16 protein-coding genes are annotated in these 14,219 nt (G+C 59.2%); 3 read left to right on the top strand and 13 right to left on the bottom strand.

The window, feature by feature from the left end; genetic code table 11:
* Positions 1-7 precede the first annotated feature (7 nt).
* From infB to pip, 6 genes are all read right to left on the bottom strand, one after another.
* A complete protein-coding gene (gene infB / locus ACR0NF_RS07065) occupies positions 8-2,482 on the bottom strand; it encodes a translation initiation factor IF-2 (protein ID WP_480777993.1) in 2,475 nt (824 codons plus the stop codon).
* 8 nt (positions 2,483-2,490) lie between these two features.
* On the bottom strand, positions 2,491-3,114 hold the full coding sequence (locus tag ACR0NF_RS07060) for an RNA-binding protein (protein WP_170395356.1): 624 nt from the start codon (positions 3,112-3,114) through the stop codon (positions 2,491-2,493).
* A 22-nt stretch (positions 3,115-3,136) separates the two neighbouring features.
* Positions 3,137-4,750 (bottom strand): transcription termination factor NusA, encoded by a 1,614-nt coding sequence (gene nusA, locus ACR0NF_RS07055; protein WP_480471097.1) that lies wholly within the window; start codon positions 4,748-4,750, stop codon positions 3,137-3,139.
* Positions 4,750-5,340 carry a ribosome maturation factor RimP gene (gene rimP, locus ACR0NF_RS07050; protein WP_480471098.1) on the bottom strand — a complete coding sequence of 197 codons (591 nt, stop codon included), beginning with the start codon at positions 5,338-5,340 and terminating at the stop codon, positions 4,750-4,752. Before rimP ends, nusA begins: the two co-directional genes overlap by 1 nt.
* A 160-nt stretch (positions 5,341-5,500) precedes the next feature.
* Positions 5,501-6,313, bottom strand: a complete 813-nt coding sequence (locus tag ACR0NF_RS07045) for an ABC transporter substrate-binding protein (RefSeq protein WP_480471099.1) — start codon at positions 6,311-6,313, stop codon at positions 5,501-5,503.
* Positions 6,310-7,287 carry a prolyl aminopeptidase gene (gene pip, locus ACR0NF_RS07040; RefSeq protein ID WP_480471100.1) on the bottom strand — a complete coding sequence of 326 codons (978 nt, stop codon included), beginning with the start codon at positions 7,285-7,287 and terminating at the stop codon, positions 6,310-6,312. Before pip ends, ACR0NF_RS07045 begins: the two co-directional genes overlap by 4 nt.
* 48 nt (positions 7,288-7,335) lie before the next feature.
* Between pip and ubiG the strand changes: the two genes are divergently transcribed.
* The gene (gene ubiG / locus ACR0NF_RS07035) at positions 7,336-8,085 is read left to right on the top strand and encodes a bifunctional 2-polyprenyl-6-hydroxyphenol methylase/3-demethylubiquinol 3-O-methyltransferase UbiG (RefSeq protein ID WP_480471101.1); all 750 of its coding nucleotides are present in this window, start codon (positions 7,336-7,338) and stop codon (positions 8,083-8,085) included.
* A gap of 88 nt (positions 8,086-8,173) precedes the next feature.
* On the opposite strand, the gene ACR0NF_RS07030 is transcribed toward ubiG, so the two are convergent.
* From ACR0NF_RS07030 to ACR0NF_RS07010, 5 genes are all read right to left on the bottom strand, one after another.
* Positions 8,174-8,770 (bottom strand): imm11 family protein, encoded by a 597-nt coding sequence (locus tag ACR0NF_RS07030; protein ID WP_480777992.1) that lies wholly within the window; start codon positions 8,768-8,770, stop codon positions 8,174-8,176.
* Positions 8,771-8,879: 109 nt separating this feature from the next.
* Positions 8,880-9,320 (bottom strand): MarR family winged helix-turn-helix transcriptional regulator, encoded by a 441-nt coding sequence (locus tag ACR0NF_RS07025; protein WP_170327795.1) that lies wholly within the window; start codon positions 9,318-9,320, stop codon positions 8,880-8,882.
* Between the two features lie 14 nt (positions 9,321-9,334).
* Positions 9,335-10,165, bottom strand: a complete 831-nt coding sequence (locus ACR0NF_RS07020; protein WP_480777991.1) for a carbon-nitrogen hydrolase family protein — start codon at positions 10,163-10,165, stop codon at positions 9,335-9,337.
* Positions 10,165-10,422, bottom strand: a complete 258-nt coding sequence (gene grxC, locus ACR0NF_RS07015; protein WP_480471104.1) for a glutaredoxin 3 — start codon at positions 10,420-10,422, stop codon at positions 10,165-10,167. Before grxC ends, ACR0NF_RS07020 begins: the two co-directional genes overlap by 1 nt.
* A gap of 37 nt (positions 10,423-10,459) precedes the next feature.
* Positions 10,460-11,224: a double zinc ribbon domain-containing protein gene (locus ACR0NF_RS07010; RefSeq protein WP_480777990.1), complete on the bottom strand. Its 765-nt coding sequence runs from the start codon at positions 11,222-11,224 to the stop codon at positions 10,460-10,462.
* Here ACR0NF_RS07010 and ACR0NF_RS07005 point away from each other — a divergent pair.
* Entirely contained in the window at positions 11,205-12,035 is an 831-nt protein-coding gene (locus tag ACR0NF_RS07005) for a methyltransferase domain-containing protein (RefSeq protein ID WP_480777989.1), read from the top strand. The two genes, ACR0NF_RS07010 and ACR0NF_RS07005, sit on opposite strands and share 20 nt — an antisense overlap.
* Positions 12,036-12,091: 56 nt before the next feature.
* Positions 12,092-13,141 (top strand): ferrochelatase, encoded by a 1,050-nt coding sequence (gene hemH, locus ACR0NF_RS07000; RefSeq protein WP_480471107.1) that lies wholly within the window; start codon positions 12,092-12,094, stop codon positions 13,139-13,141.
* 82 nt (positions 13,142-13,223) lie between these two features.
* On the opposite strand, the gene ACR0NF_RS06995 is transcribed toward hemH, so the two are convergent.
* Together ACR0NF_RS06995 and ACR0NF_RS06990 are read right to left on the bottom strand one after the other, a co-directional pair.
* Positions 13,224-13,406, bottom strand: a complete 183-nt coding sequence (locus ACR0NF_RS06995) for a hypothetical protein (protein WP_005979327.1) — start codon at positions 13,404-13,406, stop codon at positions 13,224-13,226.
* Between the two features lie 139 nt (positions 13,407-13,545).
* Positions 13,546-14,145: a L,D-transpeptidase gene (locus tag ACR0NF_RS06990; protein ID WP_480471108.1), complete on the bottom strand. Its 600-nt coding sequence runs from the start codon at positions 14,143-14,145 to the stop codon at positions 13,546-13,548.
* Positions 14,146-14,219 lie beyond the last annotated feature (74 nt).

Raw genomic sequence — 14,219 nt, 5'->3', positions numbered from 1 at the left:
AACCGGATCAATCCAGCGTGCGAGTAACCTCTTCGCGCTCGAAAATCTCGATCACGTCGCCCTGACGGATATCGTCGTAGTTCTCGAATGCCATACCGCATTCCTGACCCGACTGAACTTCGGCCACTTCGTCCTTGAAGCGCTTCAGCGTCTTCAGTGTGCCTTCGTGGATCACCACGTTGTCGCGCAGCAGACGGACGCCTGCGGAACGGCGCGCCACGCCTTCGGTGACCAGACAGCCAGCAACCTTGCCAACACCGGTGACCTTGAAGACTTCACGGATCTCGGCATAACCGATGAACTTCTCGCGGATTTCGGCGCTCAGCAGGCCAGATGCGGCCGCTTTCACGTCATCCACGAGGTCATAGATCACCGAATAATAGCGGATCTCGACGCCCTTCTGGTTCGCGGTGTTTCGCGCTGACGCGTTGGCACGGACGTTAAAGCCCATGACCGGTGCGCCCGAGGCTTCGGCCAGACCGACATCTGTCTCGGTGATCGCACCCACGCCCGAGTGCAGAACGCGCACGCGCACTTCGTCGTTGCCGATTTTCTCCATCGCCTGAACGATGGCCTCGGCAGAGCCCTGCACGTCGGCTTTGACGAGGATCGGCAGCTCGGCCACGTTCTCGTCTTCCTTGGCCTTCTGCATCAGCTGCTCAAGGGTGGTCGCGGCACCAGCGGCGGCGCGTTTGTCCTTGGCGGCCTGTTCACGATAGGCGGCGATTTCACGGGCCTGTGCTTCGGTCTCGGTCACGTTCAGAACGTCGCCCGCTTCGGGCGTACCATTCAGACCCAGAACCTCGACCGGAACCGACGGACCGGCTTCCTTCACACGGTCGCCCTTGTCGTTGATCAGCGCACGGACCTTACCGTATTGCTCACCCACAACGAAGATATCGCCCTGACGCAGCGTACCGTTCTGAACCAGAACAGTGGCGACGGGACCACGGCCCACATCCAGCTGCGCCTCGATCACGGCACCTTGGGCGGCGCGGTCGGGGTTGGCTTTCAGTTCCAGAATCTCGGCCTGCAGCGCGATGGCTTCCAGCAGTTCATCAAGGCCCTGACCGGTCATGGCCGAAACCTCGACGTCCTGAACCTCACCCGACATCTTCTCGACGATGACTTCGTGCTGCAGCAGATCGGTGCGCACTTTGTCCGGGTTGGCTTCGGGCTTGTCGATCTTGTTGATCGCCACGATCATCGGCACTTCGGCCGCTTTGGCGTGGTTGATCGCCTCGATCGTCTGCGGCATCACGGCGTCGTCAGCTGCAACAACCAGAACCACGATATCCGTGACCTGAGCACCGCGCGAACGCATCGAGGTAAAGGCTGCGTGACCCGGCGTATCCAGGAAGGTCAGCGTGGTGCCGCCATCGGTTTTCACCTGATAGGCGCCGATATGCTGGGTGATGCCACCGGCCTCACCGGCCACAACGCGCGCGTCGCGGATTGCATCCAGCAGCGACGTTTTACCGTGGTCAACGTGACCCATGATGGTGATGACCGGCGGACGTGGCTTGAGATCTTCGTCGCTGTCTTCGACCTCTTTGATGACGTCTTCAACATCCGAATCGGAAACACGCGTGACCTTGTGGCCAAATTCTTCGATGATCAGTTCCGCAGTGTCAGCATCGATGGTCTGGTTCTGCGTGACCATCATACCCATCTGCATCAGCGATTTGACAACGTCAGCCACACGCTCGGCCATACGGTTGGCCAATTCCGAGACCATGATCGCCTCGGGCAGCTGCACATCGCGAATTACCTTTTCCCGCTCGACCGGGCCGCCCATGGCTTTCTGACGCGCACGTTCCTGCTTACGCTTCATCGCCGCCATCGAGCGTTGGCGGTTGCCTTCGCCGCCTGTGGCCTGACCCAGTGTCAGCTTGCCCGAGCGACGGTTGTCATCACGACCCTTGCCACGACCACGCTGTTCGCGTTCGCGATCCTGCTTACGCGGCGCGGCAGAAGGCGTAGGCTTGTTCGCTGGACCACGGGCCGGTTTTGCCTCTTCCGGCGGCGGCGCTGCGGCGGCGCGCTTAGCGGCTTCTTCCGCCTCTTTGCGCTTGCGCTCTTCCTCTTCGGCCTTGGCACGGGCTTTTTCTTCAGCCTCGCGCTGCTCGCGCTCTTTGGCTTCCTGTTCAGCCCGGCGGCGTGCGCGTTCTTCTTCGCGTGCCTTTTCCTCGGCCTCCCGGGCTGCGGCCTCTTCGGCCTCACGCGCCTTGGCGGCTTGCAACGCCTTCATACGGCGCGCCATTTCCGCATCGGAAATACCCGCCGGACGACGCGAAGGATCACCCGAGGGTGCCGCACCACCACTTGGTTTGGTCGCGCCCGGCTTGGGAACGACCACGCGTTTGCGTTTGGTCTCCACCACGACATTCTTGGTGCGTCCGTGGCTGAAACTCTGTTTCACATTTCCGGGGCGCGCCCCGCCACGAAGACCCAATGTCTTTTTGCCGTCACTATCGCTCATAAAGCTTCTTACCCTTCCGAGCGGCCCTTGCCGCCGTCATCCTTTTCGCGCAAGCCACGCAGGCGCTGCGCTTCCTCTACAACACGTTTGGCGAGTCCGCCAGAGGCCAAGGCCGCATGAATCACGGTTTGGCGCCCAAATGCCGCCCCAAGCTCATCCGCAGTCAGCCAGCCGATGTATTTCCCGAAATGCGGCGTACTGAGTTTCGACTTGCCGCGTCCCGATCCATCAGACGCCTGAATCAGCACCTGGGCCTCTTCCCGGTCCAGCCAAGACTTGACCTTTTCATACCCGGCGACCGCATCTCCGGATTTGCGCGCCAGACTGATCAGTTCGATCACACGACGCGCCACCTGTTTCTCGACCTCATCGGTCAGGTCCTTGGCGGCACTCACCTGCGCCTTAAACCCGCGCGAGAACAGTTTCTTGTTCACCGCCTTGTCCAGCGCCGCGCGATCCGCCGCCACGTAAACCCCACGCCCCGGCAATTTCGCCGCGACATCGGGAAAGACCTGACCATCCGGCCCCGTCACAAAGCGGATCAAGCCATATTTGGGCTGAACCTCGCCCGTGGCGATGCACTTGCGTTCAGGGCCTTCCGACCGATCCTTATGGACGCCACCGCGACCCATGTCAGCCACCCGAGGCCTGAGATCAGGCCTCGACCTCCTCATCTGTTGCTTCACCGTCTTCTTCGGCCTGCTCCAGCTCGGCCGGATCGACCCAACCCAGCATGATGCGCGCGGTCATGACCAGATCCTGCGCCTCTTCCAGCGTCACGCCGAAGGGCTCCAGTACACCATCATCCTTGATGCGTTCGCCATCGACCGTAGTCCAGCCACCGGCCAGTTCCCAGTCGGCGCAGGTTGCGAAGTCTTCCAGAGTCTTCACATCATCCTTGGCCAGCGCCTCTACCATCTGGGGTGTCAGGCCCTCGAATTCAATAAGACTGTCCTCGGCACCCAGCGCACGGGCTGCATCCAGCGCCGCCTTGGCCTGAGCTTCCAGGAATTCGCGCGCACGGGTCTGCAGTTCCTGCGCGGTGCCTTCGTCCACACCGTCGATCACCAGCAGTTCGTCGATTTCAACGTATGCCACTTCTTCGAGGTTGGAGAAGCCTTCGGAAACCAGCAGCTGAGCAAAGAATTCGTCCAGATCGAGCGTTTCCATGAACAGCTGAGTACGGGCCTCGAATTCCTTCTGACGGCGCGCCGATTCTTCGGCTTCGGTCATGATGTCGATATCCAGACCGGTCAGCTGGCTCGCCAGACGCACGTTCTGACCGCGACGACCGATAGCCAGCGACAGCTGTTCCTCGGGAACCACAACTTCGATCTTGCCGGCTTCTTCGTCCAGAACCACTTTGGAAACTTCTGCAGGCTGCAGCGCGTTTACCAGGAAAGTCGGTTGATCTTCGTTCCACGGGATGATGTCAATCTTTTCACCCTGCAGCTCGTTGACAACGGCCTGCACACGGCTGCCGCGCATACCAACGCAAGCGCCGACGGGATCAATCGAACCGTCATAAGAGATCACGGCAATCTTGGCGCGCGAACCGGGGTCACGGGCCACGGCCTTGACCTCGATGATGCCGTCATAGATTTCTGGCACTTCCATCTTGAACAGCTCAGCCATGAATTCCGGCGCGGTGCGCGACAGGAAGATCTGGTGGCCACGCACTTCGCGGCGCACTTCCTTGATATAGGCACGCACACGGTCATTCGGGCGATAGCTTTCGCGGCCGATCTTGTCGTTGCGGCGCAGAACGGCTTCGGCACCGCCCAGATCGACGATGACGTTGCCAAACTCTTCACGCTTGACCGCACCGTTGATGATGGTGCCCGCGCGATCCTTGAATTCTTCGTACTGACGGTCGCGTTCCGCTTCACGCACCTTCTGCAGGATCACCTGCTTGGCGGATTGCGCCGCGATACGACCCATTTCAACCGGCGGAACTTCTTCCACGAAGACGTCACCAACCTCGGGCGCTTCCATGTACTGCTTCGCCTGCTCGACGGTCATCTCGGCCTGATAATTCTCAAGCTCTTCATCCTCGACCACGGTGCGGACGCGGGTGAAGGTCGCCTTGCCAGTCTTGCGGTCGATCGACACGCGAATGTCCATCTCGGCGCCGTAACGGCTCTTGGCGGCACGGGCGAGCGATTCCTCCATCGCTTCGACAACCAGACCGGGGTCGATCATCTTTTCGCGGGCCACGGCCTCGGCGGTCTGCAGCAGCTCCAGCTGGTTGGCTGAGGTGATTGCCATCAGTTCGTCTCCTCTTCGGACCCTTCGGTCTCAATCTCGTCGAAAGCGTTTTCGTTCAGGGCACCGGCGTCTTTGCGCTGGCGCAGCATTTCCTTGATCAGATCATCGGTCAGGACCAGCTTGGCGTCGCTCAGCCAATCAAACTGCAGACCGATGGTGATCGTCTCATCCCCCTCGGGGATGTTGATCAGAACCTCATCCCCTTCGATCCCGGCCAACTCACCCTTAAAGCGGCGGCGACCATCGATCAGCTCGGCGGTCTCGATCTTGGCCTCATACCCTTCGAACGTCTCAAAATCCTTGAGACGGGTCAGCGGGCGGTCGATGCCGGGGCTGGACACTTCCAGCGTATAGGCGTCCAAAATGGGATCCTCGACGTCCAGCGTGGCGCTGATCGCGTTGGAAATCTCGGCGCAGTCATCCACTTCGATGCCGCCATCGGGCTTGTCGGCCATGATCTGCATCGTGGTGGTCTTGCCACTCATCAACCGAATGCGGACAAGCTCATACCCCAGATCCTCAATCACAGGGGTGATGATCTCGGCCAGTCGCCGGTCAATCGCTGCTTTGGCTATCAGGTCGTTTGTCATTCAGGTTCTCTACCCTGTCATCGGGCACAAAAAAACGGGCGCGCGGCCCGTCGAATTTTCCGGTGGAGCCCCGGACCAGAAGTCCAACGCGCCGCTGTTGCAACTGCATATACGCAGGAGTTTCCGAGTCTGCAACCCCCGGCGCAAATCGTGATCGGATTTACGCCAACCACCACCTTTCAGCGATGCGCCCATCGTCCAGAGTCGCCGGGCCGATCTGGCGCGGCATACCGACATGAGAGGCCACGGCCAGCGCCACATCGACCTCAGATGGATGAAACCGCAATCCGCGCTGCGCGATCAGATCCTCACCGGCAGGGAGCGCGGCAATGTCTACATATCCATCGCGTAACGCTTCGGCCCGCACCTTGGCGTCCGGGATCACAATGATCTCGATGGTATCGGCCCAGCCCGCCGATCCGGCCTTATAGTGATCTGTCACCCTACGTGCCAGAAAGTGGCGCCCATCCTCGGCGCGCTCAACCCGGTAGCATCCAGTACCGTTGGCCTGAGCCAATGGCGTCACACCACCTCGCGCAATGACAAACCGCGACTCGGCCAGCCAGAATGGCAGGCCCGGGTTGCCCTCGGCCAATTGCAGCTGCACACGATTAGGCGCGATGGCTTCGGTCTGCCCAATGTCATCCAGAACAGCTAGAACGTCGTTCACGTCCAGCTTGGTGCCATCGTGGAACACGGCATCGTCGCGCAGATCAAAGCTCCAGACCCGCGCATCAGCATCGGTCTGCCAGCCGGTCGCCAGCTCTCCACGCAGGGTACCATCGGGCGCGATCTCGGTCAGGCTGTCAAAGACAGCGCCCCGCGCCACCTGTTCCAGACTGTTGTCGCGCGGCACCGCCAGCCGCAACGTACCGCCCTGCTTCGGCGTATCGGCCAAAGATGCCCCCGTCGCCGCCAGCAAAGCGGCGGCGGCGCCGGAGGCGAATAATGCGCGACGGTCGATGCGAGTCATACCGTCCCCTCCGCCACGCCATCCATGATCCGAACCAGTTCGGCGCTGATCCCGGGTTCCGACAAAGCGTGACCGGCCTGCCGCACCATCTTCAGTTCGACATTGGGCCAGCGCTCGGAAAGGTTCCATGCAGCCTGCGGTGGGCAGATCATGTCATAACGTCCCTGAACGATGTGACCGGGAATATGGGCGATCCGATCCATCTGATCCAGAATTTGCCCGTCGTATTCAAGAAACGCTTTGTTGGTGAAATAGTGGTTCTCAAGCCGAGCAAAGGTCCGCGCATATTCGCCGGGGCTTTCCCCAACCGACCCATTGGTGTGGATCGATGCCAAAGCGTTTTCCCAATGCGACCAGGCGCGGGCATACAGGATCTCGGTCGCGCGATCGCCTGAAAACAAGCGCTTGTTGTAGGCCGCGATAGCGTCATCCACCTCTTGTTCAGGCAAGAGAGAGGTGAACTTGGCCCATTGTTCGGGCCAGAACTTGCCCGCGCCGCCGCCATAAAACCAATCCAGTTCGGCCTGCGTGGCCAGAAACACCCCGCGCAATACCAGCCGATTGACCCGATCCGGATGTGTTTGGGCATAGATCAGCGCCAGGGTCGCGCCCCAACTACCGCCAAATACGATCCAGCCTTCGATGTCGAACAATTTGCGCAGACGCTCGATATCCGCCACCAGATGCCAGGTCGTGTTGTTTTCGACTGACGCGGTGGGCCGCGACCGGCCACACCCGCGCTGATCAAAGAGAATCACCCGATACACATCCGGGTTGAAATAACGCCGCATCGCGGGGCTGCAGCCACCGCCCGGCCCGCCATGCAGGATCACCACGGGTATCCCATTGGGATTACCGCATTGTTCCACATAAATACGGTGCCCATCGCCCATATCGACCACGCGCTGATCGAAGGGATCGATCGGCGGGTAAAGATATTGAACTGCGCGCTTTTGGTCCGGGTACTTATCCATTACGGCCCTATATAGTGCTTAAGCGTAAAAGAGCACACGGAGACAGGAATGCAAGCGCATCCGAACACGGTGGACCCGTCCGAGATCGCAAAATTCGAGGCGATGGCCGCAGAATGGTGGGACCCGCATGGGAAATTCAAACCTCTGCACATGCTGAATCCGTGTCGTCTGGATTATATCACACAGCAGATCGCAGGTGAGTTTGACCGTGATCTTAAAGTCGCGAAGCCATTCGAGGGCCTACGCCTTCTGGATATCGGCTGCGGCGGAGGGTTGCTGAGCGAGCCCATGGCGCGCCTTGGGGCCGAGGTCGTCGGCGCGGACGCCGCCGAGGGCAACCTGCCCGTCGCCCGCATCCACGCCGAGCAATCGGGTTTGCAGATCGACTACCGCCACACGACCGCCGAGGACATGGCCGCCGCGGGCGAGCAATTCGATGTGGTGCTGAACATGGAGGTAGTCGAACACGTCGCCGATCCGTTGGGTTTTCTGACCGCATCGCAGCACTTGCTGAGGCCGGGCGGGTTGCTGATCTGCTCAACCATCAACCGCAACCCGAAATCCTACGCGATGGCCATCTTCGGGGCCGAGGTCGTCATGCGCTGGCTGCCGCGCGGCACGCATGAGTGGAACAAGTTTATTACCCCCGACGAGCTGTTCGACCTGCTGCGCCAAGCCGGGCTGGAGCCGGTGGACCGCAAGGGATTCGTCTTCAACCCGATCCTGTGGAGCTGGTCGATCTCGGACCGGGATTTGAGCGTGAATTATGTGACGGCGAGTGTGAAACCGCGGTCGTAGATTGGGTGTTCGCACCTGTCATGCAAGCATCAATGAACGGGAGTGATGGGTGCAAGCACCCATCCTGCAATCGCTGGTCCATGCGCCACTAAGACAGATACCGGACGAAGGATTCGATTTTCTTAAAACCCTTGAAACCTCTATTCTCAGCAGCTTCTAAAAACGCGTCGGAAACAAAAAAGCGGTCTCGCAAATAACAGTCGGCAAATACGTGGCGGTTCTTGATTTTGTCGTTGCACCAAACCAGCTTGGGCCAAGCCGAACTGCTGTAGAATCTAATCCTTCCTTTACGCGCGACTGGCTGGACATCAGACTCGTCGACGATGACTCCGTCGTCGATGAAGTCCGAGAACTTATGAAGAAAATACTCGTCCTTGATAACGCGCCCATCATCGCATTGCAGGACGACTGGGAAGTAAAGGCTGTGCCCCGGGTCCATTTCTTCGATCAAGTCGCGGAACGCTTGGCTGACAAGCACAACGCCCAAACTTCCGCCTCTCATAAAGTCCGTTAACTCTGTGTGCGATGAGGTTTGCTGAAAATCCAAAGGGTATTGATCTTCAGAAATTTCAAATGCCGGCATGTGAATTTTAGGAATCGATCTGTCAGCGCCGTTCGTTAGATCCCGCAACGCCCATGTCACATCTTCTTGGTCTGAAATACTCTCATGCAAAATCCATGGCATTCTTGCTCATCCCTAAACTCTCACCAGGCAGAATAATTTATCCCGTTCTTTGGACGAACATTGTCAATTGGTTGAATTCAATTGTCTGGCGCGGGGCTGCTTCCAAGCCTTACTCCCCCTCCAACTGCAACCGCAAATCCCGCAGCACGGGCAATGTACTACGCACCCGCTCCAGCCCAAGCTCTCCGACCACGCGGTTGATTAGCGGGGCAATCGAGGAAATCGCCTGATCCCGAGCCCTCCGACCGGCGGGGCTGATTGCCACCATCTTGCGGCGGGCGTCGTCCCAATCGGGGCGGATGTGGATGTATCCGGCCCATTCCAGCTTGGCCAAGGTGTTGGTCATCGCTCCGCGTGTGACGTGGAACGTGCTGGCCAGTTGGGCAGGCGTGCGCTCGTCTCCGACAAAGACCAGATGGTTCAGCACCGAAAAATGCGAGATTTCCATACCCTTGGGCAGCACCCGGCTCAGCCGGTTGCGCAACAGTTGGTCTGCAGTCAGAATCTCGCTGAACAGCGTGACCGCAAGGGCATTGTGTTCGTCAGTCATAGTCCGGTTCTGGATCAGGGCCCATCGAAGGGCCGCACGTGAGTCAATGAGGGCACGCGACGGCGCGCCTCCGTCACAGAACTATCATCCAAATCGAAAATGTGAATGCCCGGATCGGTACCTGCGTCGATCAGCACCTCCCCCCATGGGGCGACAACCATGCTGTGACCGTGGGTATAGCGCGTCTTGCCGCGCGTTTTCGGATGCTCTCCGGTCTGAGCCGGGGCGAGCACCCAACACCCGGTCTCAATCGCGCGCGCGCGCAGCAATGGTTCCCAATGCGCTGCACCGGTCACCGGAGAGAACGCAGCCGGGACGGTGAGAATTCGCGCGCCTTCCTGCGCAAGAGCAGCATGCAGATAGGGAAAGCGGATGTCGTAGCAGATCGTCAGGCCGACCTTGCCGAAATCGGTGTCAGCAATCACCGCTTTCTGGCCGGGGCGGTAGTTTTTCGATTCGCGGAAGGTCTCGGATTCGGTGACCTGCACGTCGAACATGTGAATCTTGTCATAACGCGCTACGATCTGCCCCTGCGGGTCAATCATAAAGGAGCGGTTCGCAAAGCGTTCATCAGCATCGTGAGTCTTAATGCCCAACGAACCGATCAGAAGCCAGACACCTAATTCAGCAGCCTGCGCACGCAGACCCGCCAGGGTAATGTCTTCTTCTTCATGCTGCAGAACCTCGCGCTGCCGCGTGGTGCTGGTGGACACGCAATTCGTCACCTCTGGCGTCAGAATGAAACGCGCGCCCTGATTGACCGCCTCGGCCATCATGACGCGCACCATATCCAGATTTCCGGCCGGGTCGTCCGACGAAGTGATCTGCAGCAGAGCGGTTTTCATCAGGCCGCGAGCAGACGGTCCAGCTTGCCCTGACGCTCCAGCTCATAGAGGTCATCGCAACCGCCTACATGGGTCGTACCGATGAAGATCTGCGGCACAGTGCGTTTTCCACCCGCACGTTTGATCATCTCGGGCTTGCGTTTGGGGTGCATCAAGACATCGACCTCCTTGAACTCGACACCCTTCTGTTTCAGCAGACGCTTGGCCGCGTGGCAAAAGCCGCATAGCGGCGAGGTATAGATTTCTACCGGTTTCATATTCCGTCCCTTCGGGTTTCGCGCAATCTTGGGCGAATTAGGCATCCTTGGCAACGCGCGCCAGAGCCAACACGAAAATATGATTTGCCCCTGCGACCTGACACACACGGGTGCAGGCCGCCAGCGTCGCGCCAGAGGTCATGACATCATCAACCAGCAGGACGTCTCGCCTCTGCATATGCTGCAAACGCCGAGGATGGACTGAAATCGCGTCCTGCAGGATCTCTGCCCGCTCGTGCGCCGTTTTACCATCCAGTACCGGGGTGCGCCTGGTACGCCTAAGCAGGTCAGGCACGCAGTCCAGACCGACCTCACGCGCCAAATGCCGCGCCAACAGGGCAGATTGGTTGTAGCGTCGCTTCAGCAAGCGCGACCAATGCAGCGGCACGGGTGCGATCAGCATGTCAGACCGCAACAGCTCACGCCCCGCCTGAGCCATCCAGCGCGCCGCAGGGCGCGCCAGTTCCGGTCGATCGCCGTGTTTCAGCGCCAAAATTAGTGATCGCGCTTTTCCCTGATAGAGTAGCGCCGCTCGCCCGGCTTGCCACGGCGGAGGCCGTTTCAGGCAATCGTCACATTCGATCCGGAACCCGTCACGATCGCCGACGACCGGTACGCCGCAGCTCTCGCAGACCGTGCCTCCGATGAAGGGCGTGTCCCGCCAGCAGGGGCCGCACAGGCCGAAATCGGTGTTCGTCAATGCGCCGCAGCCCATACAACGCGGTGGATAGATAAGTTGGATAGCGGTTTGAATCCGCTGCGCTATGCGATACTTGCGAGCTATGAAACTGCCCGAGTCCACTGCACCCTCTTTGTTTGACCGCGCCGCCATCCTGCAGCACCGCGCGCGCGCGCAGGATAACGCGCTGTTCCTGCACCGCGCTGCTGTTGATGAAGTGCAGGATCGGCTCTCCATGGTTAACAAAGCCTTTACGGCGCCCGCTATCGTGAGCCCATTTCCGCATCTCTGGTCTGATATTCTGCCTAGCGCGGTGGTTGTGGCAGATGAAGACACCCTGCCGCTGCAACCCGGCGCACATGATCTGGTGATCCACGCGATGGCGCTGCATTGCGCCAATGATCCGGTTGGGCAATTGATCCAATGCCATCGTGCGCTGAAGCCCGATGGACTGCTGCTGGTCGTATGTCTGGGTGGAGAAACCCTGCATCAATTGCGCGCAGCCCTTGGGCAAGCCGAGATTGAGATAACCGGCGGCCTCAGCCCGCGAATCGCGCCCATGGGCGAGCTACGCGATCTGGGAGGGCTGCTGCAGCGAGCCGGGCTGGCCTTACCCGTGGCGGATGCCGTCCCGCTGACGGCCGAATACCGGGATATCTGGCACCTGATGCGCGATCTCAGGGATATGGGTGAAACCAATGCGCTCAGCGGGCGGTTGAAACGCCCGACATCAAGTGCGGTGTTCGAGGCTGCGCAACGTATCTATGCGGATCACTTCGCCACCGCTTCGGGGCGGCTGGCCGCTACGTTTGAACTGGTGTGCCTGACCGGATGGTCGCCGGACGAAAGTCAGCCCAAACCCCTGCGCCCGGGATCGGCGCAAATGCGTCTGGCAGATGCGTTGAAGACGGAAGAGGGCAAACTGCCCGATTGACGGCTGGGCATTTCCCTTTATCTCAGGCCAGAACACGAAAACTCAGGAAGCTTCATATGTTTGACGCCACTCGCCCAACGCATGCACCGACCGATCATCCCAAGGTCAAAATGGGGCGTGTCGGCATTCTGCTGGCCAATCTGGGCACGCCAGACGATTACAGCTATTGGCCCATGCGTCGCTATCTGAACGAGTTTCTGTCGGACAAGCGGGTGATCGACTACCCAGCATGGAAATGGCAGCCGATCTTGCAGGGGATCATCCTGACCAAACGACCTTTCAGCTCGGGCGAAGCCTACAAGTCGATCTGGAACCACGACAAGGGCGAGAGCCCGTTGATGACGATCACCAAGGATCAAACCGCCAAGCTGCGCGCCGCGCTGCAAGAACGCTACGGCGATCAGGTGATGGTCGATTTTTGCATGCGTTACGGCAACCCTTCAACCCCCTCGAAGGTGCGCGAGATGGTGGCAGAGGGCTGCGACCGCATCCTCTTCTTTCCACTCTACCCTCAATATGCGGGCGCCACGACGGCGACCGCGAATGACCAGTTCTTCCGCGCTCTGATGGCCGAGGCCTGGCAACCGGCCAGCCGCACGGTGCCCGCATATTTCGACCAACCGGCCTATATCGACGCGCTGGCAGGCTCGGTCGAGCGCGCATATGCCGCCATGGAGACCAAGCCGGATATCCTTGTATGTTCCTACCACGGGATGCCGGAACGCTATCTGCAGCAGGGCGATCCCTATCACTGCCAATGCGTCAAAACTTCAAGACTGCTGAAAGAACGGCTCGGTTGGTCGGATGATCAGCTGGTCTCGACCTTCCAGTCGCGTTTTGGACCCGAGGAATGGCTGAAACCTTATACCGTAGATCACGTGGCTGATCTGGCGCGTCAGGGGAAGAAGAACATCGCTGTCATCGCACCCGCCTTCTCGGCCGATTGCATCGAGACGCTGGAAGAGATCAATGAAGAGATCAAGGAAAGCTTTGAGGAAGCCGGAGGCCAATCGTTCACCTATATCCCCTGCCTTAACGACGAGGATGCGCATATCGCGGCACTGGGCAAAGTGATCGAAGACAATCTGCGCGGCTGGCTGGACTAACCGGCACTAAGCCGCGTCTTGCAGGCATGAAAAAAGGCGGAGGGACAACCCACCGCCTTTTCCCTGAGTTAATGCTCGTCGATTAGCCTGCGGCAACAGCTGCAGCAACAACAACCAGCAGGATCAGCGGCAGGATGATGCCCTGCGACGAACCCTGAGTTTCTTCGACAACAACAGGTGCTTCAACAACCGGCTCTTCCAGGTTGCCAGCATAAGCGGTCGAAGCAGCAGCAGTCAGAGCAGCGGCGAGAACGAGTTTCTTCATATTAACCTCCAGAATTTGCGCGATTCCCAATAGCGAAACCGCACATCTAAGACTTACCTCGTGAGTTTTTCTAATCAGCAATACCGCCGGATTGCAATTGCAACTTGCGCCACAAGCGGGTTCGTGCGCGAAAATGTCGTCAAATTAGCAACACTTGCGTGCCAACATTGGCCATTGCAAACAGCTCAGCGATGTCTTCGTTGAACAGTCCGATGCAGCCATTTGACGACCGGCGCCCGATTTTGCGCGTATCGTGGGTGCCGTGGATGCGGTAATATTTCCAACTCAGATACAAAGCGTGTGTTCCCAATGGGTTATCCGGACCCGGCGGAATATAATCCGGCCATTCCGGATTACGCTTTTTCATCGACGGCGTTGGTGACCAGCTTGGACCTTCGACTTTGCGGATAACGCTGGTGCGTCCGCGGCGGGTCAACTCTTCGGTCAATGGCACCGAAGATGGGTAAAGTTTGTACACGGATTGATCTTCTGACCAATAATGCAGCGCCCGCGAGACGGTATCGACCAGAATGGCCCCGTTATTGGTGTTTGAGAAGTACGGCTGCCAATCGAGTGCACGGAACCCGGACACATTGCGGCGCACAGGTGCTTCGGGTTCCGGGGCAGGGCGCAGCGGATCACCTGGGATGTACTGAGCCAGCGCCGGTGACGCGAGGCTAGCCGAGGCAGCTGCCAGAAATGCGCGGCGCGTTTGGGTAACAATCGGTTTCTTGACCATGACGAGCGGTCCTTTGCTAAGGTCGAATGCAAATTCTGGAACATTTTATGGCCAGAATGCTTCAGTCGCAAATC

The organism is Ruegeria sp. CF4 (assembly GCF_056537345.1).
The sequence above is the reverse complement of the archived record's forward strand: the minus strand, read 5'-3'. Positions and strand labels throughout refer to the sequence as shown.

Coding starts and splice junctions, on each gene's coding strand:
- infB (WP_480777993.1), bottom strand. CDS start 2,482: ATGAGCGATAGTGACGGCAAAAAGACATTGGGTCTTCGTGGCGGGGCG.
- ACR0NF_RS07060 (WP_170395356.1), bottom strand. CDS start 3,114: ATGGGTCGCGGTGGCGTCCATAAGGATCGGTCGGAAGGCCCTGAACGC.
- nusA (WP_480471097.1), bottom strand. CDS start 4,750: ATGGCAATCACCTCAGCCAACCAGCTGGAGCTGCTGCAGACCGCCGAG.
- rimP (WP_480471098.1), bottom strand. CDS start 5,340: ATGACAAACGACCTGATAGCCAAAGCAGCGATTGACCGGCGACTGGCC.
- ACR0NF_RS07045 (WP_480471099.1), bottom strand. CDS start 6,313: ATGACTCGCATCGACCGTCGCGCATTATTCGCCTCCGGCGCCGCCGCC.
- pip (WP_480471100.1), bottom strand. CDS start 7,287: ATGGATAAGTACCCGGACCAAAAGCGCGCAGTTCAATATCTTTACCCG.
- ubiG (WP_480471101.1), top strand. CDS start 7,336: ATGCAAGCGCATCCGAACACGGTGGACCCGTCCGAGATCGCAAAATTC.
- ACR0NF_RS07030 (WP_480777992.1), bottom strand. CDS start 8,770: ATGCCATGGATTTTGCATGAGAGTATTTCAGACCAAGAAGATGTGACA.
- ACR0NF_RS07025 (WP_170327795.1), bottom strand. CDS start 9,320: ATGACTGACGAACACAATGCCCTTGCGGTCACGCTGTTCAGCGAGATT.
- ACR0NF_RS07020 (WP_480777991.1), bottom strand. CDS start 10,165: ATGAAAACCGCTCTGCTGCAGATCACTTCGTCGGACGACCCGGCCGGA.
- grxC (WP_480471104.1), bottom strand. CDS start 10,422: ATGAAACCGGTAGAAATCTATACCTCGCCGCTATGCGGCTTTTGCCAC.
- ACR0NF_RS07005 (WP_480777989.1), top strand. CDS start 11,205: ATGAAACTGCCCGAGTCCACTGCACCCTCTTTGTTTGACCGCGCCGCC.
- hemH (WP_480471107.1), top strand. CDS start 12,092: ATGTTTGACGCCACTCGCCCAACGCATGCACCGACCGATCATCCCAAG.
- ACR0NF_RS06995 (WP_005979327.1), bottom strand. CDS start 13,406: ATGAAGAAACTCGTTCTCGCCGCTGCTCTGACTGCTGCTGCTTCGACC.
- ACR0NF_RS06990 (WP_480471108.1), bottom strand. CDS start 14,145: ATGGTCAAGAAACCGATTGTTACCCAAACGCGCCGCGCATTTCTGGCA.